This window comes from Pseudomonas vancouverensis (assembly GCF_004348895.1).
In the GTDB taxonomy this organism is placed as follows: Bacteria; Pseudomonadota; Gammaproteobacteria; order Pseudomonadales; family Pseudomonadaceae; genus Aquipseudomonas; species Aquipseudomonas vancouverensis.
The window spans coordinates 42,818-69,645 of sequence record NZ_RRZK01000014.1 but is presented as its reverse complement, the minus strand read 5'-3'; the positions used below and the strand labels follow the sequence as shown (position 1 = coordinate 69,645).

At 60.9% G+C, this 26,828-nt stretch carries 22 protein-coding genes; 11 read left to right on the top strand and 11 right to left on the bottom strand.

Annotation, left to right across the window (positions count from 1 at the left end; genetic code table 11):
- Nucleotides 1-36: 36 nt before the first annotated feature.
- The 3 genes from mgtA to EIY72_RS12830 all read right to left on the bottom strand — a co-directional run bounded on the left by mgtA (nucleotide 37) and on the right by EIY72_RS12830 (nucleotide 5,262).
- Nucleotides 37-2,751, bottom strand: a complete 2,715-nt coding sequence (gene mgtA / locus EIY72_RS12840) for a magnesium-translocating P-type ATPase (RefSeq protein WP_093216875.1) — start codon at nucleotides 2,749-2,751, stop codon at nucleotides 37-39.
- A gap of 557 nt (nucleotides 2,752-3,308) precedes the next feature.
- Entirely contained in the window at nucleotides 3,309-4,646 is a 1,338-nt protein-coding gene (locus EIY72_RS12835; protein WP_093216871.1) for a lysine N(6)-hydroxylase/L-ornithine N(5)-oxygenase family protein, read from the bottom strand.
- Nucleotides 4,647-4,779: 133 nt separating this feature from the next.
- Complete coding sequence (locus EIY72_RS12830) at nucleotides 4,780-5,262, bottom strand: sigma-70 family RNA polymerase sigma factor (protein ID WP_093216868.1); 483 nt, start codon at nucleotides 5,260-5,262, stop codon at nucleotides 4,780-4,782.
- A gap of 307 nt (nucleotides 5,263-5,569) precedes the next feature.
- Between EIY72_RS12830 and EIY72_RS12825 the strand changes: the two genes are divergently transcribed.
- From EIY72_RS12825 to EIY72_RS12805, 5 genes are all read left to right on the top strand, one after another.
- The gene (locus EIY72_RS12825; protein WP_093216864.1) at nucleotides 5,570-6,742 is read left to right on the top strand and encodes an efflux RND transporter periplasmic adaptor subunit; all 1,173 of its coding nucleotides are present in this window, start codon (nucleotides 5,570-5,572) and stop codon (nucleotides 6,740-6,742) included.
- Nucleotides 6,743-8,716 carry a MacB family efflux pump subunit gene (locus EIY72_RS12820; RefSeq protein ID WP_093216859.1) on the top strand — a complete coding sequence of 658 codons (1,974 nt, stop codon included), beginning with the start codon at nucleotides 6,743-6,745 and terminating at the stop codon, nucleotides 8,714-8,716.
- A gap of 7 nt (nucleotides 8,717-8,723) precedes the next feature.
- Nucleotides 8,724-10,133: an efflux transporter outer membrane subunit gene (locus EIY72_RS12815; protein ID WP_093216855.1), complete on the top strand. Its 1,410-nt coding sequence runs from the start codon at nucleotides 8,724-8,726 to the stop codon at nucleotides 10,131-10,133.
- Between the two features lie 239 nt (nucleotides 10,134-10,372).
- Nucleotides 10,373-11,782: a PAAR domain-containing protein gene (locus EIY72_RS12810; protein WP_093216850.1), complete on the top strand. Its 1,410-nt coding sequence runs from the start codon at nucleotides 10,373-10,375 to the stop codon at nucleotides 11,780-11,782.
- Nucleotides 11,779-12,162, top strand: coding sequence for a hypothetical protein (locus tag EIY72_RS12805; RefSeq protein ID WP_093216845.1), 384 nt, complete (start codon nucleotides 11,779-11,781; stop codon nucleotides 12,160-12,162). Before EIY72_RS12810 ends, EIY72_RS12805 begins: the two co-directional genes overlap by 4 nt.
- A 202-nt stretch (nucleotides 12,163-12,364) precedes the next feature.
- Here EIY72_RS12805 and pvdP read toward each other — a convergent pair whose 3' ends face one another.
- On the bottom strand, nucleotides 12,365-13,984 hold the full coding sequence (gene pvdP / locus EIY72_RS12800) for a pyoverdine maturation tyrosinase PvdP (RefSeq protein ID WP_093216840.1): 1,620 nt from the start codon (nucleotides 13,982-13,984) through the stop codon (nucleotides 12,365-12,367).
- A gap of 153 nt (nucleotides 13,985-14,137) precedes the next feature.
- Between pvdP and pvdM the strand changes: the two genes are divergently transcribed.
- The 5 genes from pvdM (at nucleotide 14,138) to EIY72_RS12775 (ending at nucleotide 22,108) form a co-directional block, all read left to right on the top strand.
- A complete protein-coding gene (pvdM, locus tag EIY72_RS12795) occupies nucleotides 14,138-15,487 on the top strand; it encodes a pyoverdine-tailoring dipeptidase-like protein PvdM (protein ID WP_093216836.1) in 1,350 nt (449 codons plus the stop codon).
- Nucleotides 15,488-15,516: 29 nt separating this feature from the next.
- Nucleotides 15,517-16,797: a pyoverdine-tailoring periplasmic protein PvdN gene (pvdN, locus tag EIY72_RS12790; RefSeq protein ID WP_093216832.1), complete on the top strand. Its 1,281-nt coding sequence runs from the start codon at nucleotides 15,517-15,519 to the stop codon at nucleotides 16,795-16,797.
- Between the two features lie 23 nt (nucleotides 16,798-16,820).
- Nucleotides 16,821-17,702, top strand: a complete 882-nt coding sequence (pvdO, locus tag EIY72_RS12785; protein WP_093216827.1) for a dihydropyoverdine dehydrogenase — start codon at nucleotides 16,821-16,823, stop codon at nucleotides 17,700-17,702.
- Nucleotides 17,703-17,911: 209 nt separating this feature from the next.
- Nucleotides 17,912-19,561 carry a cyclic peptide export ABC transporter gene (locus tag EIY72_RS12780; RefSeq protein WP_093216822.1) on the top strand — a complete coding sequence of 550 codons (1,650 nt, stop codon included), beginning with the start codon at nucleotides 17,912-17,914 and terminating at the stop codon, nucleotides 19,559-19,561.
- A gap of 129 nt (nucleotides 19,562-19,690) precedes the next feature.
- On the top strand, nucleotides 19,691-22,108 hold the full coding sequence (locus tag EIY72_RS12775) for a TonB-dependent siderophore receptor (RefSeq protein WP_093216817.1): 2,418 nt from the start codon (nucleotides 19,691-19,693) through the stop codon (nucleotides 22,106-22,108).
- An 80-nt stretch (nucleotides 22,109-22,188) separates the two neighbouring features.
- On the opposite strand, the gene EIY72_RS12770 is transcribed toward EIY72_RS12775, so the two are convergent.
- The 6 genes from EIY72_RS12770 to EIY72_RS12745 form a co-directional block, all read right to left on the bottom strand.
- Entirely contained in the window at nucleotides 22,189-22,671 is a 483-nt protein-coding gene (locus EIY72_RS12770; protein WP_093216812.1) for a PaaI family thioesterase, read from the bottom strand.
- A 33-nt stretch (nucleotides 22,672-22,704) separates the two neighbouring features.
- Nucleotides 22,705-23,166 carry a GyrI-like domain-containing protein gene (locus tag EIY72_RS12765; RefSeq protein ID WP_093216807.1) on the bottom strand — a complete coding sequence of 154 codons (462 nt, stop codon included), beginning with the start codon at nucleotides 23,164-23,166 and terminating at the stop codon, nucleotides 22,705-22,707.
- A gap of 103 nt (nucleotides 23,167-23,269) precedes the next feature.
- Nucleotides 23,270-23,989 carry an SDR family oxidoreductase gene (locus tag EIY72_RS12760; protein WP_093216802.1) on the bottom strand — a complete coding sequence of 240 codons (720 nt, stop codon included), beginning with the start codon at nucleotides 23,987-23,989 and terminating at the stop codon, nucleotides 23,270-23,272.
- A 156-nt stretch (nucleotides 23,990-24,145) separates the two neighbouring features.
- Entirely contained in the window at nucleotides 24,146-24,415 is a 270-nt protein-coding gene (locus EIY72_RS12755; RefSeq protein WP_093216797.1) for a type II toxin-antitoxin system RelE/ParE family toxin, read from the bottom strand.
- A complete protein-coding gene (gene relB, locus EIY72_RS12750; RefSeq protein WP_093216793.1) occupies nucleotides 24,405-24,596 on the bottom strand; it encodes a type II toxin-antitoxin system RelB family antitoxin in 192 nt (63 codons plus the stop codon). Before relB ends, EIY72_RS12755 begins: the two co-directional genes overlap by 11 nt.
- A gap of 247 nt (nucleotides 24,597-24,843) precedes the next feature.
- Nucleotides 24,844-25,404, bottom strand: coding sequence for a lipid-binding SYLF domain-containing protein (locus tag EIY72_RS12745; protein ID WP_093216789.1), 561 nt, complete (start codon nucleotides 25,402-25,404; stop codon nucleotides 24,844-24,846).
- On the opposite strand from EIY72_RS12745, the gene EIY72_RS12740 reads away from it, so the two are divergent.
- On the top strand, nucleotides 25,392-25,832 hold the full coding sequence (locus EIY72_RS12740; RefSeq protein WP_132680137.1) for a hypothetical protein: 441 nt from the start codon (nucleotides 25,392-25,394) through the stop codon (nucleotides 25,830-25,832). The two genes, EIY72_RS12745 and EIY72_RS12740, sit on opposite strands and share 13 nt — an antisense overlap.
- Here the strand turns inward: EIY72_RS12740 and EIY72_RS12735 are convergent.
- Entirely contained in the window at nucleotides 25,796-26,761 is a 966-nt protein-coding gene (locus EIY72_RS12735; RefSeq protein ID WP_093216785.1) for an alpha/beta hydrolase, read from the bottom strand. The two genes, EIY72_RS12740 and EIY72_RS12735, sit on opposite strands and share 37 nt — an antisense overlap.
- Nucleotides 26,762-26,828: the final 67 nt, after the last annotated feature.

Sequence of the window (26,828 nt, the reverse complement as noted above, 5' to 3'; positions counted from 1 at the left end):
AGGAGCGAGCAGGCTCGCTCCTACACTTTGGCAGCCTTACTGCCAGCCAAACCGGCGGATGTAGAACCCTTTCACTGCCTGGGTCAGCGCCATGTACGCCAGCAGAATCACCGGCAGGAACACGAAGTACAGCGATGGCAGTGCCTGCAGCTTGAAGTAATGCGCCAGCGGGCCCATCGGCAGGAAGATCCCCACGGCCATGATCAGCCCGGTCATCACCAGCAGCGGTGTGGCCGCGCGGCTTTGCAGGAACGGAATCTTCGGCGTACGAATCATGTGCACGATCAGCGTCTGGGTCAGCAACCCCACCACGAACCAGCCCGACTGGAACAGGGTCTGGTGGTCCGGGGTGTTGGCATCGAATACGTACCACATCAAGGCGAACGTGGTGATGTCAAAGATCGAACTGATCGGCCCGAAAAACAGCATGAAGCGGCCGACGTCCCCTGGCTGCCAGCGTTGTGGTTTGCTGAGCATTTCGTCATCGACGTTATCGAACGGGATGGCGATCTGCGAAATGTCATACAGCAGGTTTTGCACCAGCAGATGCATCGGCAGCATCGGCAGGAACGGAATGAACGCACTGGCCACCAGCACCGAGAACACGTTGCCGAAGTTCGAGCTGGCCGTCATCTTGATGTACTTGAGCATGTTGGCGAAGGTCCGGCGGCCTTCCAGCACGCCCTCCTCCAGCACCATCAGGCTCTTTTCCAGGAGGATGATGTCCGCTGCTTCCTTGGCGATGTCCACCGCGCTGTCCACCGAGATACCGATGTCGGCCGTACGCAGGGCCGGTGCATCATTGATGCCGTCGCCCATGAAGCCGACTACGTGGCCGTTGCCCTTGAGCAGGCGCACAATGCGTTCCTTGTGGGTCGGGGTCAGTTTGGCGAAGACGTTGGTGGTCTCCACCGCCTTGGCCAGTTGTGCATCGGTCATGCGTTCAATGTCGTTGCCCATCAGCAGGCCTTGTTGTTCCAGGCCCACTTCGCGGCAGATTTTCGCCGTCACCAGTTCGTTGTCGCCGGTCAGTACTTTCACCGCCACACCGTGAGCGGCCAGGGCCTTGAGCGCCGGTGCGGTGCTTTCCTTGGGCGGATCGAGGAAGGCGACGTAACCGATCAGGGTCAGTTCGCGTTCATCGGCCAGGCTGTAAGTGTCACGTCCTTCAATCATTGGCCGCGCAGCCACGGCCACCACCCGCAGGCCTTCGGCGTTGAACGCTGCAGTGACCTGGCGAATCCGCGCCAGCAGTTCGTCGGTCAGCGCTTCATCGATGTCGCCATGACGCACCCGCGAGCACACCGCCAGGACTTCTTCCACGGCGCCTTTGCAAATCAGCAGGTGCGGCTGCTCACGCTCGGCCACCACCACCGACATGCGCCGACGGGTGAAGTCGAACGGAATTTCGTCGACCTTGCGAAAAGCAGTGCCGACTTTCAGTTCGCGGTGGATCTCGACGTGCTCCAGCACGGCCACGTCCAGCAGGTTTTTCAGGCCGGTCTGGTAGTAGCTGTTGAGGTAAGCCATCTCCAGTACATCATCGGAATCGTTGCCCCAGACATCGACGTTGCGCGCCAGAAAGATCTTGTCCTGGGTCAGGGTGCCGGTTTTGTCGGTGCACAGGACGTCCATCGCGCCGAAGTTCTGGATCGCGTCGAGGCGTTTGACGATGACCTTTTTGCGCGACAGGAACACCGCACCCTTGGCCAGGGTCGAGGTGACGATCATCGGCAGCATTTCCGGGGTCAGGCCCACGGCAATCGACAGCGCGAACAACAGGGCTTCGGTCCAGTCACCCTTGGTGAAACCGTTGATGAACAGCACCAGCGGCGCCATGACAAACATGAAGCGGATCAACAGCCAGCTGACCTTGTTCACGCCGTTCTGGAACGCGGTGGGCGCGCGGTCGGTAGCGCTGACACGCTGGGCCAGGGCACCGAAGTAAGTGCTGTTGCCGGTGGTGAGAATCACCGCCATGGCTGTGCCGGAGACCACGTTGGTGCCCATGAACAGGATGTTGTCCAGGTCCAGCGGGTTGAGCGTGTCACGGTCCTGCTGGCGTGGAAATTTTTCCACCGGCATCGACTCACCGGTCATCGCCGCCTGGCTGACGAACAGGTCCTTGGCGCTGAGCACCCGGCAGTCGGCGGGAATCATGTCGCCGGCCGACAGCACGATCAGATCGCCCGGCACCAGTTGCTTGATCGGCAATTCAATGCGGCTGGCGCTTTTGTCTTCCAGGTCACGGCGCATCACGGTGGCGGTGTTGCTCACCATGGCCTTGAGGGCATCGGCGGCCTGGTTGGATTTGGTTTCCTGCCAGAAACGCAGCAAGGTCGAGAGCACCACCATGGAGAAGATCACAGTGGCCGCTTTCATGTCCTCGGTCAGCCACGAGATGACGGCCAGCAGGGTCAGCAGCAGGTTGAACGGGTTCTTGTAGCAGTGCCACAGGTGCACGTACCAGGGCAGCGGTTGTTCATGCTCGACTTCGTTGAGGCCGTATTGCTCGCGCAGGGCTTCGGCTTCGACTTCGCTCAAGCCGTCGGTGTGACTGCCCAGGGAGTGCAGCAGATCACCAGTGTCATTGCCGGCGGCATTGACCAGGGTTTGCGCCAGGGTGGGCGGGACTTCACGGCTGACCGTGGTGTCGGTAAAGGTTTCCAGCAACGCCAGGCGACGGAAGTGCCGGGCGATGTGGCGGGTCCGCAGGAAACCTGCGAAAAATTCCTTGAGGGTAAGTTTCATGGCTGGTGCCCCTTTGGTCAGCCGGGAAACCGTCGAGCAGGTATGTCCATGCCTGTGCCACCGGAACCACCGGTACGGCAAGGCCTGGCACGCCAGTCACGAATGACAGGCGCGTCGATAGGTGCGGGCACGACATTAAATAGTCGAAACCACGCTCTGTTCAGCGTCGATGAGAGGGACGTCGGGACATGGCCAACGTGGGCCACGATCGGGATGCCGCTGCTCGCTTTTCGGCGAGACAACGGCAGAGGAGACTGCGCGTTATCTTGCCGAGAATATGCCGGTTACCGAGACCGGCCGACAACTGTCACTCGAACAAGTACCCACTGTGGGTCTCCGTAATTGATGAAATCGCGCGAAGCTTACGCCCCGATGTTTGAAGAGTAAACCCGTTACAAAATCTTGCAGGGGGAAATACGGGGTTCTTCAGGAAGGGTTCAGGAAGCTGAATTTGAGGTGGTCTTTTGGGCCCTATCGCCAGTAGGCCGGCTCCTGCAATGCAGGTTTGCGTAGGCGCCGGCTTGCTGGCAATGGGGCCCTCACCACCTGCGAACATATCAGCTGGCCGTGGCCAACAACACATCCACCACCGACCGCCCCTGCCCACGATGCTTGCCATGCTCATACAGCGACCCGGCGATTTCATCGGCACGAATCGGCAGGACCGACAGCAAGGTGTCGCTCAAACCGTGACTGGCCTGGCAGAAGCCCTGCATATAGAGGCCGACCTTGCAGCGCTCATCGGTGATCAGCCGATAATTGCGATCCACTTCGAAGTTACCCAGGTATTCCTCAAGCGGTGCCAACAGCTTGCGATGCAGCTGCCGTTCGTAACCGGTGGCCAGCACCACGGCGTCGTACAGACGGACCGTGACTTCCCCGGTGGCGTTGTTGCGCAGCGTCAGTTGCACACCGTGCTCGGTGGCGGTGGCCTTTTCGATGGTGGTCAGGGTGTGGAACGCATGACGGGCGATGCCCGAGACTTTCTGCCGGTAGAAGATCCCGTAGATGCGTTCGATCAGGTCGATGTCCACCACCGAATAGTTGGTGTTGTGGTACTCGTTGACCAGCCGTTCGCGCTCGCTGTCCGGTTGCTGGAACACCAGGTCGGTGAACTCCGGGGAAAACACTTCGTTGACGAAGGGGCTGTCATCGGCCGGTTTCAAGGCCGAGCCACGCAGGATCATGTCGACCTGCACCGAAGGGAAACTGTCATTGAGATCAATGAAGGCTTCTGCCGCGCTCTGCCCGCCGCCGATGATTGCAATGCTCATCGGCTGATTGGCCACGCAAGGTTGTTTGGCCATTTGCGCCAGGTACTGCGAGTGATGGAACACCCGGCCGTCATCCTTGAGGGCCTTGAACACTTCGGGAATACGCGGCGTGCCGCCAGCGCTGACCACCACCGAGCGGGCACTTCGCACATGCTGATGGCCTTGGGTATCTCGGGAGATGACCCGCAGCGCCTCGACCTGCTGGTTGTGCAGCACCGGCTCGATGGTCAGCACTTCCTCGCCGTAGCGACTTTGCGCGGTGAACTGCCCGGCCACCCAGCGCAGGTAGTCGTTGTACTCCATGCGGCACGGGTAGAAGGTGCCCAGATTGATGAAGTCCACCAATCGTCCGTGGGCCTTGAGGTAGTTAACGAAGGAATACGGGCTGGTCGGATTGCGCAGGGTCACCAGGTCCTTGAGGAAGGAGATCTGCAACTCGCTCTGGGTTACCAGCGTGTTGCCGTGCCAGCGGTAATCGGCCTGCTTGTCGAGAAACAGCACATCCAGTTGACCCTGACTCGCCCCGCGCTCCTGCAGCGCAATGGCCAGGGCCAGGTTCGAGGGGCCGAAACCGACGCCGATCAGATCGTGAACGAGGGGCGATGCAATTGCCTGTGTCATGTCCAGTGTCCTCTGGATGATCCCCGCCGCAACGGAGCATTGAACCTAAGTGACCTGACCGGCCAGAAGCCACACAACAGGTCGTCTGTTGACTAGGAACGAGGACAATGAACAGAAATTTAGCACTGCAGGCTCAGCGCTCTTCCCACTGTCGCATGCGTATACGGCAATGCTTCATGGCATTGACAATGTGCTTTTCGACCAGGGCGCGGGAAATGCCCAGTTGCTTGGCAATCTCGGGGTGGGACAGGCCTTCGATCTTGCGCAGCAGGAAACTTTCGCGGCACAGCGGTGGCAACTCCGCCAGGGCACGCTGGAGCATGTCCAGGCGCTGGCCGTGATCGAGTGCGCTTTGCGGGGAGGGGGTGAAATAACGTTCTTCGCTGTCGAGCACGTCCAGCGACTCGGCCTGACGCAAGGTGTTGCGCCGATGGTCGTCGATCACCAGATTCAGCGCGGTGCGATAAAGGAATGCCCGGGGCTGCTCGATCGGCGCGTCGCTGGTTCGTTCCAGCACGCGCAGATAAGCGTCATGTACCACATCTTCGGCCACCTGACGGTTACCCAGCCTGGCGTTGAGGAAGCACACCAGCTCGCGATAGTAGTTTTCCAACATGACTCCCGTCCGCAGGAGGCTGCGGATACTTTCCTTGAGGCATTGTGCCGAGACTGAAATAAACAGTGGCACGATAGTGGCAGTTTAGGTGCGTAATTTATAGTAATTCTCATATAGATTTAAAGCGCTGCGTTTCCTCGCCCGCCAAATAGTGAGCGCTTTTGTGGGAGCGAGCTTGCTCGCTCCCACCTTAGATAGCGTCTCACTCTAAATTCTTGCCTGGGCTCAACGTTTACAGGACAGCCCCCCGTCCCTGCCCGGCCCCGCCGCTGAACGACGGGCCGATTTCCTTTGGCCGGAAGCCTGAATGAAACGTTCCCGACAGACCCGTCGCGCCTTGTTTGCAGCCCTTTGCCTGATTCCCGTCATCGCCGTGGCGGCCTGGCAGATCCTCCCGCCGGGCCGCGAACAGTTCGCCACCGTCCAGGTCTCCCGCGCCGATATCGAAAGCAGCGTCACCGCCCTGGGCACCCTGCAACCACGTCGCTACGTCGACGTCGGCGCCCAGGCGTCCGGGCAGATCCACAAGATCCATGTCGAAGTCGGCGACCAGGTCAAGGAAGGCCAGTTGCTGGTGGAAATCGATCCGTCGACCCAGCAGGCCAAACTCGACGCCGGGCGCTTCTCCGTCGAAAACCTCAAGGCCCAGCTACAGGAACAACGGGCGCAACACGAACTCGCCCGGCAGAAATTCCAGCGCCAGCAGAACCTTGCCGCCGGTGGCGCCACTCGCGAGGAAGATGTGCAGACCGCCCAAGCGGAACTGCGCGCCACCCAGGCCCGTATCGAGATGTTCCAGGCGCAGATCCGCCAGGCCGAGGCCAGCCTGCGCAGCGATCAGGCCGAACTGGGCTACACGCGCATCTATGCGCCCATGGCCGGCACCGTCGTTGCCCTGGATGCCCGTGAAGGCCAGACCCTCAATGCCCAACAGCAAACGCCATTGATATTGCGCATCGCCAAACTGTCGCCGATGACCGTGTGGGCCGAGGTCTCGGAGGCCGACATCGGTCACGTCAAACCCGGCATGCACGCCTGGTTCACCACCTTGAGCGGCGGCAGCCGGCGATGGAGCAGTACCGTGCGGCAGATCCTCCCGGTGCCGCCCAAACCGCTGGACCAGACCAGCCAGGGCAGCGGCAGCCCCACCAGCACCAGCAAGAGCGGCAGCGCCCGGGTGGTGCTGTACACCGTGCTGCTCGATGTCGATAACAGCGACAACGCACTGATGGCGGAGATGACCACCCAGGTATTTTTCGTCGCCGACCAGGCCAAGAACGTCTTGACCGCGCCGGTCGCAGCCTTGCAATCAGGTACTGAACCCGACAGCCAGACCGTCCAGGTCGTGGCGAAAAACGGCGACATTCAACAACGCAACGTGCGCACGGGTATCAGCGACCGTTTGCGCGTGCAGATCCTCGACGGTCTTTCCGAAGGCGATCACCTGCTGATCGGCCCTGTCGACGGGAGTGGCGGTTGAATGCACACGCCGCTGATCGAACTGTCCGCCATCCGCAAATCCTACGGCGGCGGCGACGCCCCTGAAGTCCACGTATTGCGCGGCATCGACCTGTCGATCCACGCCGGCGAATTCGTCGCCATCGTCGGGGCTTCCGGCTCCGGCAAGTCGACACTGATGAACATCCTCGGCTGCCTCGACCGCCCGACCTCGGGCGAATACCGTTTTGCCGGGGACAACGTCGCCACCCTGGACAGTGACGAACTGGCCTGGCTGCGCCGTGAAGCCTTTGGCTTCGTGTTCCAGGGCTACCACCTGATTCCCGCGGGCTCAGCCCAGGAAAACGTCGAGATGCCGGCCATCTACGCAGGCTTGCCCGCCGCCGAGCGTCACGCCCGCGCTGCCGCCCTGCTCGACCGCCTCGGCCTGGCTTCACGCCGGGGCAATCGCCCACATCAACTGTCCGGCGGCCAGCAGCAACGGGTGTCCATCGCTCGAGCCCTGATGAATGGCGGTCACATCATCCTCGCCGACGAACCCACCGGCGCCCTCGACAGCCACAGCGGCGCCGAGGTCATGTCCCTGCTCGACGAACTGGCGAGCCAGGGCCACGTGGTCATCCTCATCACCCACGACCGTGAAGTGGCGGCCCGGGCCAAGCGCATCATCGAGATCCGCGACGGCCTGATCATCAGCGACAGCGCCGAGGACAATCCATCCGCACAACATTCCGCCGCCCCCGGTGCGCTACAGGCTGTCGACCTGCGCAAGCGCCTGACCCAAGGTGCAGAAGCCACGGGCGCCTGGAAAGGTGAACTGGTGGACGCCGTGCACGCGGCGTGGCGGGTGATGTGGGTCAACAAGTTCCGCACCGCGCTGACCCTGCTGGGGATCATCATTGGCGTGGCCTCGGTGGTGGTGATGCTGGCCGTCGGCGAAGGCAGCAAGCGTCAGGTGATGGCGCAGATGGGCGCCTTTGGCTCCAACATCATTTACCTCAGCGGCTCGGCCCCCAACCCGCGCACGCCGCCGGGCATCGTCACCCTCGATGACGTCGCCGCCATCGCCAGCCTGCCCCAGGTCAAGCAGATCATGCCGGTGATCGGCCAGGAGGCCGGGGTACGTTTCGGCAACCTCGACCATTTGAGTTACGTCGGCGGCAACGACACCCACTTCCCAAGCATCTTCAACTGGCCGGTGGTCGAGGGCAGCTATTTCACCCGCGCCGATGAGCAGAATGCTGCGGCTGTCGCAGTGATCGGCCATAAGGTGCGGACCAAGTTGCTCAAGGACGTGGCCAACCCGATTGGCCAATACATCCTGATCGAGAACGTGCCGTTCCAGGTGGTCGGCGTGCTCGCGGAAAAAGGTGCCAGCTCCGGCGATTCCGACAGCGACGACCGCATCGCCATTCCTTACTCGGCGGCAAGCGTACGGCTGTTCGGCACCCACAACCCCGAATACGTGGCGATCGCTGCCGCCGACGCACGCAAGGTCAAGGAAGCGGAACAAGCCATCGAGCAATTGCTGCTGCGCCTGCACAACGGCAAACAGGATTTCGAACTGACCAACAACGCGGCGATGATCCAGGCCGAGGCACGCACGCAAAACACCCTGTCGCTGATGCTCGGCTCGATTGCCGCGATTTCCCTGCTGGTGGGTGGCATCGGCGTGATGAACATCATGCTCATGACCGTGCGCGAGCGCACCCGCGAGATCGGTATCCGCATGGCCACCGGCGCCCGCCAGCGCGACATCCTGCGCCAGTTCCTCACCGAAGCAGTGATGCTCTCGGTGGTCGGCGGCCTCACCGGCATCGCCCTGGCGCTGATTGTCGGTGGCGTGTTGATCCTCAGCGAAGTCGCCGTCGCCTTCTCTTTATTTGCGGTGCTGGGTGCCTTCGGGTGCGCCTTGGTCACAGGCGTTGTCTTCGGTTTCATGCCAGCGCGCAAAGCGGCGCGACTCGACCCGGTCACGGCCCTTACCAGTGAATGATCTCTCGATGAAACCGCGTCCTTTCAAGCCATCCCTCAGCCTACTCAGCCTTTGCTTGTTGCTCAACGCCTGCGCCAGCCCCACTCTGCGTCCGGACAGCGGCATCCAGCCGCCCGCAGCCTGGCAATCGCCGTACACCGCCGGCATCGCGCAGGACAACCGGCAGTGGTGGACGCGTTTCGGCAGTCCGCAATTGGCGGGGCTGATCGAACAGGCCCGGCTGGGCAGCTACGATCTTGCCGCCGCCATGGCACGGGTGCGTCAGGCCCAGTCGGACACTGTGATTGCCGGTGGTTCGCAGCTGCCCGAGGTCAAGGCCGGGCTCACTGCCAACCGGCAAAAACTGTTGCGCGGTGATGGTTACAGCCAACTGGATGCCGACAGCAACAACGATGCGGTCGACTACTTCAGCGCTAACCTCAGCGCCAGTTACGAGATCGACTTCTGGGGCGGTCAGCGCGCCGGCCGTGACAGTGCAGCGTTCAGCCTGCAAGCCAGCGAGTTCGACCAGGCTACTGTCGAGTTGACCCTGCTCAGCGGTGTCGCCAACACCTACGCGCAAACCCTGTCACTGCAGGAACAGAGCCGCATCGCCGAACTGAACCTGGCCAACGCCCAGAGCGTGTTGCGACTGGTGCAGACCCGCTTCGATTCAGGCTCGGCCACCGCCCTGGAACTGGCGCAACAGAAAAGCCTGGTGGCGGCACAGCAACGGCAACTGCCGCTGGTGCAGCAACAGGCCACGGATGCCCGGATCAGCCTCGCGGCCCTGCTCGGCCGCCCGATGCAGCAATTGGCGCTGCGCCAGGAACGATTCGATCAACTGACCTGGCCCGTGATCGATGCCGGTGTGCCCAGCCAGTTGCTCAGCCGACGCCCGGACATTGCTCGCGCCGAAGCTCAGCTTGCAGCAGCACAGGCAGACGTCACCGTCGCCCGCGCAGCCATGCTGCCGACCGTGACCCTGACCGCGGAAATCGGCTCCGGCGCCGATCATGCCCACGACATTTTGCGCAGCCCCTTCTACAACCTCACTGCCGGGCTGCTCGCGCCGGTGTTCAACAATGGTCGCCTCGGCGCCCAACGGGACAAGGCCACGGCCCGTCAGGAAGAGCTGCTGGAAAGCTATCGCGGGGCAATCATCAACGGTTTCGCCGACGTCGAAAAAGCCCTCAACGGCATTCGCGGGCTGGATCAACAGCGGCAATGGCAGAGTGAAGAATTGAGCCAGGCGCAGACCGCCTTCGATATTGCCCAGAGCCGTTATCAGGCCGGAGCCGAGGACTTGCTGACCGTGCTGGAGACCCAGCGCACGCTGTATGCCGCGCAGGACCTGAATGTGCAACTGCGGCTGTCGCGGATGCAGGCGAGCATTGCCTTGTACAAGGCGTTGGGTGGCGGATGGCAGGGACTCTAACAAGAGAAGTTGCCATCCTGTTTTGCATCCGAAGACGTGCAAAAACGCCATTGCCCCGCCTATTTCTGTGGTCCTTTTCACCAGTGCCCGTAAGGCATTTCCTGATTTTCCCAACCCTCTTGAGTTTCCTTTTCGCCCACGTAGTTTGCGTTACGCCACTCATCCCGAGTCGGCTTGGCGCTGGTTAACAGTGGCGCGCCTCACATGAATGGGGCGCCGGTAGAAAAGGAGATCAATCAATGGCAATAGGATATTTCATTCGCCTGGGTGACAAGACCACCTGCGGCGGCGAGGTGCTGGAGGCCGACACGCGCATCACGATGCTCGGTATGGCCCACGCGCGTGAAGGCGACCGGGTTTCCTGCGGGATAAACGGCGAAACCTACACCATAGAAGGCGGTGTCTCCTTCTTCAATAGCAATGGTCGGCTCGCCGCCGGTTCGCTGGACAGCTTGAGCGGCTGCCCGTGTAAGGCCGAGTTGATCCCATCGGTGCTTACCAACAAATACGAATCGCGCAATGACGCAGCGCCGCAGACCACCAGGGCCGTCGCCCAACCGGACACAGCGTTCGCCAGCAGTCCACCAGCGCCACGCTCATCCGGCTTCGCGTCTGCATCGAGCACGCCCAGGTCCGTGCCCCTGGGCAGTGCCACAGCCGAGGAACCCGGCTTCTACATCGTTCCGAAAAGCACTACCCGCGAACAACTCGAAGCCGACCTGTTCACCCTGCGCGACCCAACGGTGATGGGCAAATTCAAACTGCTCAATCCTTACCGGCACGAGGTCAAGGCCGGCTCGATGATCGTGCTGAGCGACCCCAGCAACTACCAGTGCACCCTTGAAGAAGCCCTGCTCATGGGCGTGGCGGCCAGGACCAATCAGATCCTCGAAACCCTCAGCCCGGAAGAAGCGGATTTCATGGTGCAGCACCGGGAGGTCATCCAGAGCTTCCTGACCTATGGCTCGCAAGCCGTCGGTGTCGGCGCGAGTGTTTTCAAGAACAATCTGGATAACGTCAGCGACACCCTGAAAAAAATCGAAGCGCTGCATCAGCATTCCTTTCTGCGCGATGGCCACCTGAGTTCACCGACATTTCTCGCAGAACGGCAAAAACTGTTCGCCACACTCGATGTTCACATGACCATCCTGACACGCAAAGGTATCGGTTTCCCCCATCATCCCGATTTGAATCGTGCGCTGTTCCTTTCGCCACCGAGTCTGGTGCACCGCTGGACGGAAGCGGGCGGCGTGGGGCAGATGCCGGGGTATGCGACTCACTTTGATGGGGTGGCCAGGGCGTCCAAATACGTTCAGTACGGTGGTTGGGTTGGGACGGCTATTGGTGGCGGGGTGTCGGCTATGAAGGTTCAGGATGTGTGCAGAGCGGGGAGTACCGAGGCCTGCAAGCGAGTTAAATTTACAGAGGCAGGGAGTTTTGTTGGGGCGATTGGGGGTAGCGCGTTGGTTGGCAGTATGGCTGTGCCTTTGATGAGTGGACTCTGTGTTGTTTTTACAGTACCTACAGCCGGTTTTGCGCCTTTGGCATGCAGCATTTTGGTAGCAGGTATCGGTTCATACGTTGGAGGAGAGTTGGGTAGCTCATTTGGTGAGTTCTTTGGCGATGAAATTTACGAGGTTGTAAAATGAATACTGCAAATTTGGTATTCATTAGTTTGGGTGGAGTGTTTGTCGTTGGAGTTTTTCTGAGCCTTGGATCAGCTTTGTATATTAGTTATACCAAGGGTGATCAGATATCTACACACTTCAAAAAAGGTTCCACCTACCTGGCTCACGGTATATACAGACGCTCCAGCTTCTATGGCAGGGTGCATTTAATAGGATGGATCTCTAGTGCTCTTACATTTCCACAGTTTTTTCTTAAGCGGGGTCTGGTAAGCGCTGAGGAAATAGACAGTTTTCCATTCAAACTCAAGCGGCAGCTTGTAATTCTGCAATGGACTTTTATCGGACTTTTTATTGCGATGGTATTACTGGTCATAGTAGGAAAGTCAGGAGTGCTCAGCTGAACTCAAAAAACTGATGAACAGGGGGACAGGGATTGACGTCTTAGGGACGCGGGCAATAGGGGGCAGATTTATTCCGGATGGAAGAAATCTGCCCCCTTTTTTCCAGCCACGACCTCTCTGCCTTCACCGCCCGCTCGGTCACCGTCCCAACCTCTCGATTCCGCCACCGCATCATCCACCACGACCTGACTCATCGCCGCCATCAGGCCTGATGTTGTTTAGCCTTCAGGTGCCGCGCATACCACGGGCGCTGTGGCACCTTGCGCATCAGGCCTGCCAGTTTGTCTTCGTCCTCGCCAAAGGTAATCCGCAGCGCCAGCTTCATCACCTCCGGGTCCATTTCCACTGACTTGCCCACCTGCAGCCCCGGCGTAGTGCTGCAACCGTGGGTCATCGGGCCCAGCCACGGGTCTGCGATCTCGACCCAGCGTCCCGGCGCAAACCATGGCACGCCGTTGACCTGTTGCCGGCTGACCTCCCCCGGATGAAAACGCTCATGGGCGCGGAACCAGTCTTCCAGACGGTCATCGATCCAGCCATGAAAGTGCCAGAACACCGGGTTCACATGGGACGAAAACGGATCGCCGAGAAAGTCGTTCTCCGCCGCGAACCAGCGTGCGGAAAAATCCGCCGGATCCCGGGCGAACGGTACCGGTTGACCATTGGACGGATCACGCGGCACCGAGGCCCAGCGCATGTGCAACCAGTCGTGCAGACCCAATTCCACTTCCGAACCAAACTGCCCCAGGGTCAGCTTCGACAGGTAGCGCGGGTCGCGGTACTGCGACTCCCACACCTGGAAATTGCTGTGGTAAGTCTCGGCCGTCTTGAGATCGCTGACCCACTGCGTGTATTCGTCATCGTCTTCGGCCAGCCAGGTCGGCGGCAGTGAGGTGCCGTCGTGGTTGTCGAAGTAACGGGCGAAGCCGAGGCGGTCGCGGGCCAGTTCCGGTTGCGGCAACGGGAAGTGCGTCCAGGAGGGCAAGTCTTGCAGGGAGCGCGCCGTGCCGAGCATTTGCCGGTGCATGAAAAAGAAGTCCACACCCGAGCCGTTGCGATCCTTGCGCGGGCCACGGGCATCGCGCTCGGTGTCCCGTGGCCCGGGTTGCCAACCGAGCCCCCGCAAGGCGTCGCGTTGAGCGTCGGACAGCTTGTGCCATTTGTCCCGGGAGGCATGCCAGAGCTGGTGGAACAACCGATGTTCCGGAGACACCAACCAGGTCAGCAAGGGCGAATTCAGCCCGGTGCGTTCCCGCGCCTCGGGGAACAACCGCTTGACCGCGATGAAGCGGTTGTCCTGAGCGGTCAACATCAAGGGCCGGTTCAGGTCCACCACACGACCACTGAGGCTGCCGCTGCCGGCATTGCCGAACCCGGCCCAGACCTCGTCCAGCGTCATGTTGAACTCGTAATCGCAGCAACCACTGGCACCCACCAGGCGCCAGCTCAGTTGCTTCGGCTCGGCCCCGGCCAGATCGCCCAGTACCCGATAACGCGGCGCGTCACTGGCGCGCAGGCGTTCGGCAGTATCGAGGAAGCCGACGACGCCACGGCCTTTGTGGCCGATGTCGATAAACACTTCCAGACCGTCCAGCGGCAATCCTTCGAGGCCGGCATCACGCCCTTCGAAACGAATCTGCCAGACACCGCGCAAACTGTCCGCCAGCCGTTGACCGGTGACATCCGCCACGTCGAACGAGGCCTCGCCGGGGGTGATCGTCGGGTCCGCCCGGGTCAGCTCGCGATGCCCGTAATACACCGCAGGCACGGCAGCACCGGTCAGCGCCAGACCCGCGAGGAACCATCGTCGAGAAATCGTCATTGCCCTACCTGTGTCAGCCATGGAGCAGGCTGTATCCCAGCTAGAACGTTTGTTGCCCGCACAAATTTAAAAGCATCGTCGGCACAAACACTAAATTCCTTCCTCGTCTGCTCGTTCCTCCCAGATAGCAAAGCCCCCCTGACAGAGACGGCAATGACAAGACCACGTTCGAAAAAGGCGCTGTACATCGGCCTGCCGCTGGCCCTGGCGATCAGTGCTGGTGCCGGTTTCGCAGCCTGGGATTACGGGTTTCGCGACAACCCCGGCTACCCGGTCAAGGTGATGAAGCAGGCGGATGAATTGCACGAACGCATCCTCTCGTTCGACAGCCACATCACCGTACCGATGGACTTCGGCACCGCCGGCAACGAAGCCGACAAGGATGGCGAAGGCCAGTTCGACCTGGTCAAGTCCGCACGTGGACGCTTGTCCGGCGCGGCGCTGACGATCTTCGGCTGGCCGGAAATCTGGAACGGCCCCAATGCGCCCCATCGCCCCACTGCCGGTTTCGTCGATGAGGCCCGCCTTGAACAGGAAACCCGCTACAAAATCATAAGTGCCATGGTCCGCGACTTCCCCAATCAGGTGGCCATCGCCTACACCCCGGATGATTTCCGGCGCCTGCACGGTGAAGGCAAGTTCGCGATTTTCATGAGCATGCTCAACGCCTACCCGCTGGGCAGCGACCTCAATGCCCTGGATAAATGGGCGGCCCGGGGCATGCGCATGTTCGGCTTCAGTTACGTGGGCAACAATGCCTGGGCTGACTCCTCGCGGCCGCTGCCGTTTTTCAATGATTCACGCGACGCCCTCGGCGGGCTCTCGGACATCGGCAAGCAAGCGGTGCATCGTCTCAATGACCTGGGCGTGATCATCGACGTGTCGCAGATGTCGACCAAGGCACTGGAACAGGTCGCGCAATTGAGCCGCACGCCGATGGTCGCCTCGCATTCGGCGCCCCGTGCCTTGGTGGATATCCCGCGCAATCTCAGCGACGAGGAAATGCAGCTGATCAAAAACAGCGGCGGCGTGGTGCAGATTGTCGGTTTCCCGACCTACATCCGCCCACTGAGCCAGGCCACCCGCGACAAGCTCAACACCCTGCGCGCACGCTTTGACCTGCAACCGCTGCAAGGCCTGGAAATGGCCTTGATGCCGGGGGATCCGATCATCACCGTGTGGCCGGAACAGCGCTTTGGCGAATACGCCAGCCAGCTCTATTCCATCCTCGACGAAGAACCCAAGGCCAGCCTCAAGGACTACGGCGACGCCATCGATTACGCGGTGAAAAAGATCGGCATCGACCATGTCGGCATCAGCTCCGACTTCAACGACGGTGGCGGCCTCGACGGCTGGAAGGACGTCAGCGAAGGCCGCAACGTCAGCGCCGAACTGCTCAGTCGTGGCTACAGCGAAGCCGACATCGCCAAGCTCTGGGGCGGCAACTTCCTGCGGGTCTGGGACCAGGTGCAGAAGTCCGCCCGTCCTGTGGTGCAGAACTGATTTTTCCTTTAGTCAAAGCGAACCAAGCCATGACCAACCGTCGTTCATTCCTCAAGCAGGCCGGCATTCTCGCGGCCGGCATTCCCCTGGCTTCGGCCACGAATCTGCCGGCCGTGGCTGCCACACCCGCACCTTTGTCGAAAGACAAGTGGGAGCAGTTCCGTCAGTTATTCAACCAGGACCCGGACTACCTGCACTTCGCCAATTTCCTGGTGACGTCGCACCCGCGCCCCGTACGTGAAGCCATCGAGATGCACCGCGCCAACCTCGACCGCAACCCCGGCCTGGCCATGGACTGGCACCGCGGCGAAACGGAAAAACGCGAACAGGACGTGCGCGTCTGGGCTGGCCGCTACCTGAAGGCCAAACCCTCGCAGATCGCCCTGACCGGCAGCACCACCGAAGGCCTGGCGATGATCTATGCCGGCATTCATGTGCGCCCGGATCAGGAAATCCTGACCAGCGAGCACGAGCATTACGCCGCCAACAGCGTGCTCGAATACCGCAGTCAGAAGGACGGCACCCGGGTTCGCAAGATCAAGTTGTTTGAAGACCCGCACAAGGTTTCGACCGCCGAGGTGCTGGCCGCGATCGAGAAGAACATCCGCCCCGAAACACGCGTACTCGGCATGACCTGGGTGCATTCGGGCAGCGGCGTGAAGCTGCCCGTCGGTGAAATCGGCAAGCTGGTCGCCGAGAAAAACCGTGGCCGCCAGGACAAGGACCGCATCCTCTACGTGATCGATGGCGTGCACGGCTTCGGCGTGGAGAACTTCGACTTCCCGGACATGCATTGCGACTTCTTCATTGCCGGCACCCACAAGTGGATATTCGGCCCCCGCGGCACCGGGATCATTTGCGCCCGCTCGGACCAGCTCACGGATGTCACCCCGACCATTCCGACCTTCTCCGAAGCCACCGAGTTTTCTACGGTGATGACGTATGGCGGTTATCACTCTTTCGAACATCGCTGGGCACTGACCGAAGCGTTCAAGTTGCACCTGGACCTGGGCAAGGACGTGGTCCAGACGCGCATCCACGAACTCAACAGCTATCTGAAAAAACGCTTGCAAGAGCATCCTTCGGTGGAGCTGGTGACGCCGCTGTCGCCCGAGTACTCCGCCGGGTTCACCTTCTTCCGCATCAAGGGTCGTGACTGCGAAGAAGTCGCCAACCACTTGATGGATCAACGGGTGGTCTGCGATGCGGTCGACCGCGACGTCGGTCCGATCATTCGCCTGGCGCCGGGCCTGCTCAATACCCAGGCCCATATCGATCGACTGATGACCTTGCTGGCCAGCCAGGTCTGATCCACCGACGCCAAGGAACCGCTATGAAAAGTATCCCGCACATCGTCAAGCGACTCGGCGCAATGACGCTCTTGGCCGCGCTCGGCAGCACCCTGCCCGGCCTCGCCCTGGCCTACACGGCACCGCTGCCGGGCAAGGTGTTCAAGGACTGCCGCGACTGCCCGGAAATGGTCGTGCTGCCGGCCGGCACCTTCACCATGGGCACGCCGGATGACGAAGTCGGCCGTGAGCCCGATGAGGGTCCGATGCATGAGGTGACCTTCGACAAACCCTTCGCCATGAGCCGCTACCAGATCACCGCTGGCGAGTGGAACCAGTACATGAAGGAAACCGGCATCACCCTGCCCGATGGCGATACCCGCCCCGGCCGCGCCTGTACCAACGGCAAACCGAGTTACCCCCAGGGCTCGCGCCAGCCGGCGGTGTGCATGAACTACGCGGAGGTCTCGGCCTATGTCACCTGGCTGTCGCTGAAAACCGGTCAGCACTACCACATCGTCAGCGAGGCACAGCGCGAATACGCTGCCCGGGCTGGTTCCACAGGACCATTTCCCTTCCCGTTCGATCCCGGCACCGAGTACAGCATCGCCACCCACGCCAACACCTACGGCCCCACCGATGGCTACAGCTTTTCCTCGCCGGTCGGCAGCTATCCGCCGAATGCCTTCGGCCTGTACGACATGCACGGCAACGTCTACGAATGGCTCGCCGACTGCTATCACCCCGACTACGTCGGCGCCCCCACCGATGGCAGCGCCTGGACCGAACCCGACTGCGACACCCTGCGTATCCGCGGCAACGACTGGGGCGAAGCACCGGTGTTTTCCCGCTCGGGTAACCGCAACGACATCGATCCGGCGACCCGGGGAGACTGGATCGGCTTTCGCGTAGTACGCACTCTCTAAGCTCACTTCTACAACTGTGGGGGCGGGCTTGCCCTCGAAGAGGCCCTGACATTCAACTTCAAGTTGCCTGTCAGACCGCTATCGCGAGCAAGCTCGTTCCCACAGGGGTTGGTGCCCTGTCGACGACCCGGGTCTCCCGCCGTTTAAATTAACCCCCTCACCAGACGTTCTACTGGGTATCTGCCATACGACCCAAGGAACTGCCTGCCATGACCCAGCCTGCCCCGGGCGCCATCGGCGAACTTCTGGCCCTGCTCAAACCCTTTCGACTGATCGTTGCCACCTCCATTGTGCTGGGCATGATCGGCGGCCTGAGCGTGACGGTGCTGCTGGCCACGATCAACAACGCTTTGCATTCACCCGATGGCCTGACCCAAAACGTGGTCGCGCTGTTCGGCGGCCTGTGCCTGCTGGCGCTGGGCAGTTCGATCTGCTCCGACATCGGCAGCAACTACGTCGGCCAACACATCATCGCCAAACTGCGAAAAACGCTGGGAGAAAAGGTGCTGTCAGCGCCCATCGAACAGATCGAACGCTACCGCAGCCATCGCCTGATCCCGGTGCTGACCCACGACGTCGACACCATCAGCGATTTCGCGTTCGCCTTTGCCCCGCTGGCGATTTCCCTGACCGTGACCCTCGGCTGCATGGGCTACCTGGCGCTGCTGTCGTGGCCGATGTTCCTGATGATGGTGGTGGCGATCGCTATCGGCACCGGCATTCAGTTCTACGCCCAAGGCAAGGGCATTCAGGGCTTCATGGCGGCTCGTGATGCCGAGGACGAGCTGCAGAAGCACTACAACGCCATCGCCGGTGGCGCCAAGGAACTGCGTATCCACCGGCCGCGGCGCCAGCGGATGTTCGACGCGGGCATCAAGGGCACGGCCGATTTCATCTGCAACACCCAGGTCCGCTCGATCAACACCTTCGTCATCGCCAAGACCCTCGGCTCGATGCTGTTCTTCGTGGTCATCGGCCTGGCGCTGGCCCTGCAATCGCTGTGGCCGAGTGCCGACAAGGCGGTGACGAGCGGCTTCGTGCTGGTGCTGCTGTACATGAAAGGCCCGATTGAGCATCTGGTCGGCACCTTGCCCATCGTCAGCCGGGCGCGCATTGCCTTTCGCCGAATCGCCGAGCTCTCGGGCAAATTCTCCTCGCCCGAGCCGCACCTGCTGCTCAACGAGCAAGGCACACCACCGTCGGTGGTCGAGCGCCTGCAACTGGACAACGTCAGCTACGCCTTCCCCGCTGTTCCGGGCAGCGAGGCGTTTCGCCTGGGCCCGGTCAACCTGAGCATCGAGCAAGGCGAGATCATTTTCATCGTCGGCGAAAACGGCTGCGGCAAGACCACCCTGATCAAACTGCTGCTTGGCCTCTACGCGCCGCAACAGGGATCGATCCTGCTCAATGGCCAGGCCATCGATGCACAGAACCGTGACGACTATCGGCAGTTGTTCACTACGATTTTTGCCGACTACTACCTGTTCGATGACGTGGTGCAGGGCGACCAGCAGATTCCGGAAGACGCCAACACTTATCTGCAACGACTGGAAATCGCGCACAAGGTCAGCGTCACCGACGGCCGCTTCACCACCACCGACCTGTCCACCGGCCAACGCAAGCGCCTGGCGCTGATCAACGCCTGGCTGGAAGAACGCCCGGTGCTGGTGTTCGACGAGTGGGCCGCCGACCAGGACCCGACCTTCCGCCGGATCTTCTACACCGAGCTGCTGCCGGACCTTAAACGCCTGGGCAAAACCATCATCGTCATCTCCCACGACGACCGTTATTTCGACCTCGCCGACCAATTGGTGCGCATGGAATCGGGCCGCGTCGTGACCGAGCGCACCACCGTCTGAGAGCCCTCGCCCACACGCAGGTCATTGTTTTTTTGAAGTTTGTTTTCCGGTTTAGGCGAAGTGGTCCGTCTAATAATAATTATCATTAACTAAAAAACTGCACACACCCCTTCTGGAGCGATTCGAGCAATGCAAAGCCCTACTCTGTCCCGCGCACCGTTGGCCCTGGCCATCGAACGGCAAAAGAAGTTCCGCACCGTCGTCCCGGGCGCCCTGTTGACCCTGTTGTTGCTGGGCACCTCCCAGGTCGAGGCCGCCCCGGTCAACGTCAACGTGCCGGCGCAGTCGCTGGCCAGTGCATTGCGCCAACTGGGCCAGCAGACCAACCTGCAGATCCTCTACAGCCAGGACATGGTCAACGGCATCAAGTCCACGGCGGTTACCGGCAACATGGAACCGGAACAGGCGTTGAAAACCTTGCTGCTGGGGAGCGGCATCAACTTTCAACTGAACGGCAACACCGTATCGCTGGTGCCGGCCGCCGGTGATTCGAGTGCCTTGCAACTGGGTGCGACCTCCATCACCGGCCTGGCACTGGGGCCGACCACCGAAGGCTCGCACTCCTACACCAGCGATCAGGTCAGCATCGGCAAGGGCAACATCAAGCTCAAGGACATCCCGCAGTCGGTGTCCGTGGTCACGCGCCAGCGCATGGACGACCAGAACATGAACAGCCTGCAGGACGCCATGCGTCAGGTCACCGGTGTCACCATCAAGACCTACAACTCCGGCTCCAGCCTCAACGACGTTTACATGCGCGGTTTCCTGGTCGATCAGGTGCAGGTCGACGGTGTCTCGCAACCTACCGGCCAGGGCGACATGGCCACCAGTTTCGACCTGGCGATGTACGACCGCGTCGAAGTGTTGCGCGGTCCTTCCGGCCTGTATCAAGGTGCCGGTGAACCTGGCGGTACGATCAACGTGGTGCGCAAACGCGCGTTGAACAAATTCGCCTTGGGCGGCGAGCTGGCGGCCGGTTCCTACGATCACTACCGCTCTTCGGTGGACGTCACCGGCCCGCTGAATGATCAGGGCACCGTGCGCGGTCGCTTCATCACCGCCTACGAAAACAACAAGTCCTTCGTCGATTACGCGAAGAACGAACGGCCGATGGTCTACGGTCGCCTGGAATTCGACCTCGACCCGGCCACCACCCTGTCGGTGGGCGGCGCCTATCAGCAGAACAACTCCACCCCGGCTTTCGGTCTGCCGGCCTATGCCGACGGCAAGCTGCTCGACGTCAAGCGCTCGACCTTCGTCGACGCCAAGTGGAACACCCTCGACGAAAAGGTCTGGGAGACCTTCGCCGAACTCGACCATGAACTGGACAACGGCGGTCAGTTCAAGACCACCGTGACCTACCGCGACGCGGAAACCCCAAAGCGTAACTTCACCTGGGCCGACGGCGCCGTGGACCCCGCCACCGGTGACAGCTGGGCCGTGGCCTACGACTACTACACGCACATCAAGACCATTGGCGTGGACAGCTTCGTGACCACGCCCTTCGAGTTCGCCGATCGCCGCCACGAGTTCACCGTGGGCGCCGAATACCAGCACCTGGACAAGGATTTCACCTACGGTGGTGGCGAGTACTTCCCGATCAACGTGTTCGATCCGGGCAGCATCGACATTCCGCACAACGACTACGTGCACGACAATGGCAACTGGTCCAAGTCCGATCAGTACGGCCTCTACACCCGGGCCAAGTTCAACGTCACCGACTGGCTTGACGTCATCGGCGGCAGCCGCGTGACCTGGTATGAAAGCGACGCGAAAAACGCCAACACCTTCTTCAACAACTTCGGCGAAGCTCACACCAGCATCAACCGCAAGGTCGTGCCCTATGGCGCGATCATCGGCAAGATCACCCCGGAATTGTCGGCCTACGCCAGCTACACCGGCGTGTTCAAGCCACAGAGTGACCTCGGCAGCGATGGCGAGCCCATCGGCCCGCGCATAGGCAAGCAGTATGAGATCGGTCTCAAGCGTGAGTTCTTCGACGGTCGCTTGAACGCCAGCGCCGCCATCTTCCGTATCTACGACGAAAACCGTGCCGAATTCGATGCCACCACCGGGGCTTACGAGGCCCAGGGCAAGGCTCGCAGTGAAGGCTGGGAAACCGAGTTGAGCGGTAACCTGACCGACAACTGGAGCATCGTCACCGGCTATGCCTACACCGAAACCAAGTACCTGGAAGCCGAGGATGGCACCAAGGGCAAGACCTTCAGCACCATCACGCCCAAGCACAACTTCAACCTGTGGACCAAGTACGAGTTCACCGACGGCCCGCTCAAGGACTTCAGCGTCGGCGGCGGTGTGCGGGCGGTCAGCGACACCTACTTTCAGCGTGACGTGAAGTTCGAACAGGGCGGCTACGCCGTCACCACGGCGCAAGTTGGCTACAAGTTCAACGAGAACCTGTCCTCGACCCTGACCGCCAACAACCTGTTCGACCGCAAGTACTACGACCGCGTCGATGCCTCCTGGGGCACCAACTTCTACGGCGATCCACGCACCCTGACCCTGAGCCTGCGCGCGCAGTATTGATGAGCGACTGCCGTACCTGAAAAAGCAAACCGGGCCGCTAGCGGCCCGGTTTTGTTTTTCCAGAGAAACTCACCTCACCTTCAGCGGTCGTGCGCCTCGGCCCTGAGCTGTTCAGTGTCGACGCGCACGAACACCGAATCGCCGACCGCCGTCAGCACATCACCGGCAAACACCTCGCAGATCACCCGGCTCTTGCGCCCGACTTCACCCTCGACTTTCGCCCGCAAGGTCAGCGGCACGCCCATCGGCGTCGGTTTGATGAACTTGATGCCCAGGTTGCCGGTCACGCAGGTGACGTGCGGCAAGCTGCCCACATCGCGTTGCTCGGCACGGTAGTGATAGGCCATGGCCGCCCAGTTGGAATGGCAGTCGACCAGCATCGCGATCAACCCGCCGTACACCAGGTCCGGCCAGCCGCAGTACTTGTCTTCCGGCAGGTGCGTGGCCATGACATGCACGCCGTCCTCATGCCAGTAGCTCTTGATGTGCAGGCCATGGGGGTTCTTGCTGCCGCAGCCGTAGCAGACGCCTTCGGGGGCGGCGATGTCTTGTAGAGCGGTCATACTGTATGGGTCCTCAAGTCTTTCGATTGGCGCTCAGGCCACGACGCCGATATGAATTCGCACCAGATCCGGGCCATCGTAGGATTCGAAGTCCGTGGCGTACCGGCGTTGCACCTCGGGATGCTGTGCAAAGTACTGCCAGATGGTACCCCAGCCCTGGATCACGGCATCCGGCATGGCGCCTCGGGCTTCGAAGACCAGGTACGAACCTTCCTCGATCTCGATGCCGTCAAAGTCTGAACTGGCCGCACTCACCGGCACGCCGGCGGTCACGTTGAAAAAACCGTTGGCATCCGATTCGTAAGCCGAGTACACGCCAACCACCGGCGCATCCGGCAAGCGGCCGGGGATGGTGTTGGCCAGATCGCCTGCGAAAAACCGGCCCCACAATTCGGGGATTTGCGCGCTGTCCTGGCGCATCTCATCGCGGTTCTGTGTGCGTACAGTCAAACCCGCTGCGAGAAAGCGCGAAACATGGACGAGTGTGGGTTCCATTCCAGAGTCTCCGAGTTGAAGTCGTCAGATTAAAGCACAGGCTGTTGCAGTCGCTATCTGCGGCCACGTTCAGCGGTATCGGTGTTCACCGCGCTACTGGCTGTCAGAAACGCTCATCGTCGATGGCCGGCAAGGTGAGTTCCTTGACGAAGCTGGCAGAGGACAGGCTCAAGGTCATGCGCACGATCTGCACCACATCGTGCACCGGGATCAGACTCCCTTCGCCGCGCTGCTCGGCTTGGGCGCGAGGAACACTCAGGGCGTCCTCGGTGTTGAGGTTGCCCAGGTTCAGGCAGGTCACCCCCAGCCGTTGCGCCCGGTAGCCTTCACGCAAGGCATCGGCGATGCCGCGCAGGGCGAACTTCGAGGCGCCGAAGGCGACTTCCGGACGGCCGCTCTGGGTCAGGCCCGAGGTCGAGCCAGTGAGGATGATTCGGGGGTTGGCGCTTTCGAGCAGCACCGGCAGCAGGCGCTTGATCAGCAGGATAGGCGAAGTGACGTTGCAGGTGATGATGTCTTGCAGCTGCTCGTCGCGGTCCGCGAGAAATGCATAGGCCGGATCAAAGGCCAGGTCTTCCCAGATGCCGAGGTTGTAGATCAGCGTATCCAGCCCGCCGTCGACTACAGCTTGCTCGATGACCCGCGCGGCCTTGTCCGGCTGCCCCAGATCGGCCTCGACCCAGCGCAGTTCAACACCGGCCATAGGGTTCAAATTATCGGGCCGTGTGCGGGAAACGCCGATCAGCGTGTCACCTGCATTACCCAACCCTTCCATCAACGCCCGGCCCAAGCCTTTGCTTGCGCCAATGACCATGGTTTTCATTGATCGATTCCTTGATCTGAGTGTTCGTTACTTCAGCGACTGAAGAACGAAGCGTCCTTGTCGTACTTGTGCAGCGGTGAATCTATCAGTTTTGCGTGGTGTGTCGAAGGACGACTTGAGTCCGTGCCTCCCAGCAGACAATGGAACCCTGAATGTTCAGGGATATTCCTGCCGAGCATGCAACACACTCATTATCTCGATTCGATCCGTCACGCGATAAATAACCAGGTAGTTGGGATGAACGACAATCTCTCGAGTGTTGAGAACTCGGCCAATTCGGTACAGATAGGGATGCTCAGGAAGGGCTGACGTAGCCGCCTCAATAGCTTGAAAAAGCTCGATGGCTGCTTTGAAGTTGAGATCGCTGATGTAACTGATAATTTGCCAGAGTTCGGCCCGTGCTTCGGGCCGCCATTCAACCAGCATCGTGCTTATTACGCTTCGACTCGAGGAGGGCTCGCATATCAGCCATCACTTGATCGTGCGGTACATTCGGGCGCGGATCGTCGAGCGAAGCTTGCACCTTGGCGCGGAACCAACGGTCATAGCTGTCAGCCTGCTCTTGGGTTTCAAACTCTGAAACGATGGGGGAACGTTCGGCACTCATATAGGCCTCCGGGGTCGCTGATTGGCAGTCTAATCGGTATGGGGCTCGCTGTCGTCGCTGACAAGATGAAGTGTTAAGCCCCGCTTGGGTACCGAAGGATCGTAAACAGCGAACTTCCGACCGCCAAGCCGAAAAACATGTCGGAAATTTCGCCGACATTCCTACAAGGCCGCATTTCTAACCCCCCACCTCCGGCCGACTCCTGCCCTTGACTTGCGGCAGAAATCGACCAGAAAAGGCGTCTCTATCAACGCTTGATCTTGGAGATCTTTGTGCCTTCGATGCTGACCCCGGCCATCAGGCCTTGCTGGTCAAAGATGAAGGCGTAGGCATCGTCCTTGAGGGTCGAGCTGGAGAGGTTTTTCGCCACGCCTTCGTCGACCACGACCACGGTCGGGCCTACGCCGATTTCCCAACCTTTGGTTTCCGCGACGTATTTCACCGCTTTGTCGGTCATCAGGAACACCGCATAGCCGTAGGACTGGGCACCGGCCTGCAGGCCCCAGGAGCCGCTGACGGAGTTGTAGTAGTCCTGCACTTGCTTGCCTTTCATCAACACGCCTTCGCCGTAGCTGCCGCCGAAGACCAGGCCGGCCTTGATGATGTTGGGGAAGACGAGGATGGCCTTGGCTTTCTGGGCGATGGTTTCGGAAAACGGATTGGCCTTGTAGAGCCCTTGCAGGGCTTGCCGGGAGTCGGCGTTGAGGTCTTCGGCGGTGGCGGCGCCGGCCGTGTTCAGGGCGCTGGTGGAGATCAGGGCAGCGGCCGCGAAAAACATCGAGAGAAAGAACCGCATTGATTGAGTCATGTGTGTACTCCTGTAAGGGAGCCGGCGATGAATTCAGCGGCTGGCACCTGCCTCAGACAGAAACCGAACCCGTTGAACGTTATCCGGTGCACCCTGAAGTTAATGAAGCGCAAGCGCCGCGCTTGAACACAACAGGTCCGAAGGCCCTGATCAGTTGCGATGCCATCAGTTTTTATGACCACCGGGCACTGGCGGGGTTCTATGAAGGTTGCAAGACGATGGGTGACTGGGGTCACAAAGCATTAAAGACTGTCCTGCGGCGTTTGCCTGGGCTGACGAAAGACGAACTGGGGTCAGCCAGCGATAGCGGTGTGTCAGGTAGCGCAGGGGTTGTGAGTGCCGACCTCATCGCAAGCAAGCTCGCTCCCATAGAGGAGATGGGGGTTATCCGTCAGGCCAGGCTTTCACTGATCTGCTGCGCCAGCTGATTCAGCATCCCCGGTACTTCCTGGACCATTTCGCCCATGCGTGCGAAGTCGTGGGTCATGCCGGCCTTTACCTCCAGCACCAAGGGTTGGCCCACAGCGCGCAGCTTCTCGGCCCAGGCCAGGCCTTCGTCCAGCAACGGGTCGTACTCGGCCAGCCACAGCACGGTGGGCGTCAGTCGTTGCAGGCGTTCAGCATGCAACGGCGAAAAGCGCCAGTCGCTGCGGTCTGCCGGGCTGCGTTGATACTGCTGGTAGAACCACTCCAGTGTGGTCGCTTCCAGCAGATAACCCTCGGCAAAACGCGCCAGCGACGGGCGCTTCTGCACCGCATCGATGACCGGATACAGCAGTACTTGCAGACGCGGCACCAGTGGCCAGGCCAAGGGGTCTTGAGAGATGGCGATGCACAGTGAAGCGACAAGGCTGCCACCTACGCTGTCTCCGGCCAGCGCCACCCGTCCGGCGTCCAGGCCCAACTCGGCGGCACCGGTAGCTGCCAACCAGCGCGTCACGTCCTCGGCATCCTGGTAAGCGGTGGGAAAACGATGCTCTGGCGCCAGACGATAGTCCGCCGTCAGCACGGAAAATTCCCCCGCCAAGGCCAGACGCCGGCACAAGGTGTCATGGGAATCGAGGCTGCCCACCACATAGCCGCCACCGTGGAAGTACAGCAACACCGGCAGCGCCTGCGTGCCGGCCTGGGGTTTGGCGTACAGCCGTGCCTTGAGCAGATGCCCGTCACGCGCGGCAATGCTCACCTCCGTCACCGTCAGTGCGCCGTCCGGCGCCTCATCGAGCAACTGCGAGGTCTGCTCGAACTGCTGCCGCGCCTGGGCAGGACTCAGTTGGTGCATGGGCTGGCTTTTGCCACTAAGACGGCCGAACTCGGCCAGCTCCAGAAAACCTTCGATATCCGGGTGCAGTGCCATGGGCGGTGGTCTCCAAAAATAAACAGGCTCGTCCCATAAACGAACCGTGAGGATCATTCATTAGGGC

Bases quoted from the DNA above. Each gene is read 5' to 3' on its own strand.
- EIY72_RS12820 (WP_093216859.1), top strand. From the start codon at position 6,743: ATGCACACGCCGCTGATCGAACTGTCCGCCATCCGCAAATCCTACGGC.
- EIY72_RS12815 (WP_093216855.1), top strand. From the start codon at position 8,724: ATGAAACCGCGTCCTTTCAAGCCATCCCTCAGCCTACTCAGCCTTTGC.
- EIY72_RS12805 (WP_093216845.1), top strand. From the start codon at position 11,779: ATGAATACTGCAAATTTGGTATTCATTAGTTTGGGTGGAGTGTTTGTC.
- EIY72_RS12830 (WP_093216868.1), bottom strand. From the start codon at position 5,262: ATGTTGGAAAACTACTATCGCGAGCTGGTGTGCTTCCTCAACGCCAGG.
- pvdO (WP_093216827.1), top strand. From the start codon at position 16,821: ATGAAAAGTATCCCGCACATCGTCAAGCGACTCGGCGCAATGACGCTC.
- EIY72_RS12765 (WP_093216807.1), bottom strand. From the start codon at position 23,166: ATGGAACCCACACTCGTCCATGTTTCGCGCTTTCTCGCAGCGGGTTTG.
- EIY72_RS12770 (WP_093216812.1), bottom strand. From the start codon at position 22,671: ATGACCGCTCTACAAGACATCGCCGCCCCCGAAGGCGTCTGCTACGGC.
- relB (WP_093216793.1), bottom strand. From the start codon at position 24,596: ATGAGTGCCGAACGTTCCCCCATCGTTTCAGAGTTTGAAACCCAAGAG.
- EIY72_RS12825 (WP_093216864.1), top strand. From the start codon at position 5,570: ATGAAACGTTCCCGACAGACCCGTCGCGCCTTGTTTGCAGCCCTTTGC.
- mgtA (WP_093216875.1), bottom strand. From the start codon at position 2,751: ATGAAACTTACCCTCAAGGAATTTTTCGCAGGTTTCCTGCGGACCCGC.
- EIY72_RS12735 (WP_093216785.1), bottom strand. From the start codon at position 26,761: ATGGCACTGCACCCGGATATCGAAGGTTTTCTGGAGCTGGCCGAGTTC.
- pvdN (WP_093216832.1), top strand. From the start codon at position 15,517: ATGACCAACCGTCGTTCATTCCTCAAGCAGGCCGGCATTCTCGCGGCC.
- EIY72_RS12760 (WP_093216802.1), bottom strand. From the start codon at position 23,989: ATGAAAACCATGGTCATTGGCGCAAGCAAAGGCTTGGGCCGGGCGTTG.
- EIY72_RS12745 (WP_093216789.1), bottom strand. From the start codon at position 25,404: ATGACTCAATCAATGCGGTTCTTTCTCTCGATGTTTTTCGCGGCCGCT.
- EIY72_RS12835 (WP_093216871.1), bottom strand. From the start codon at position 4,646: ATGACACAGGCAATTGCATCGCCCCTCGTTCACGATCTGATCGGCGTC.
- pvdM (WP_093216836.1), top strand. From the start codon at position 14,138: ATGACAAGACCACGTTCGAAAAAGGCGCTGTACATCGGCCTGCCGCTG.
- pvdP (WP_093216840.1), bottom strand. From the start codon at position 13,984: ATGACGATTTCTCGACGATGGTTCCTCGCGGGTCTGGCGCTGACCGGT.
- EIY72_RS12755 (WP_093216797.1), bottom strand. From the start codon at position 24,415: ATGCTGGTTGAATGGCGGCCCGAAGCACGGGCCGAACTCTGGCAAATT.
- EIY72_RS12780 (WP_093216822.1), top strand. From the start codon at position 17,912: ATGACCCAGCCTGCCCCGGGCGCCATCGGCGAACTTCTGGCCCTGCTC.
- EIY72_RS12775 (WP_093216817.1), top strand. From the start codon at position 19,691: ATGCAAAGCCCTACTCTGTCCCGCGCACCGTTGGCCCTGGCCATCGAA.
- EIY72_RS12810 (WP_093216850.1), top strand. From the start codon at position 10,373: ATGGCAATAGGATATTTCATTCGCCTGGGTGACAAGACCACCTGCGGC.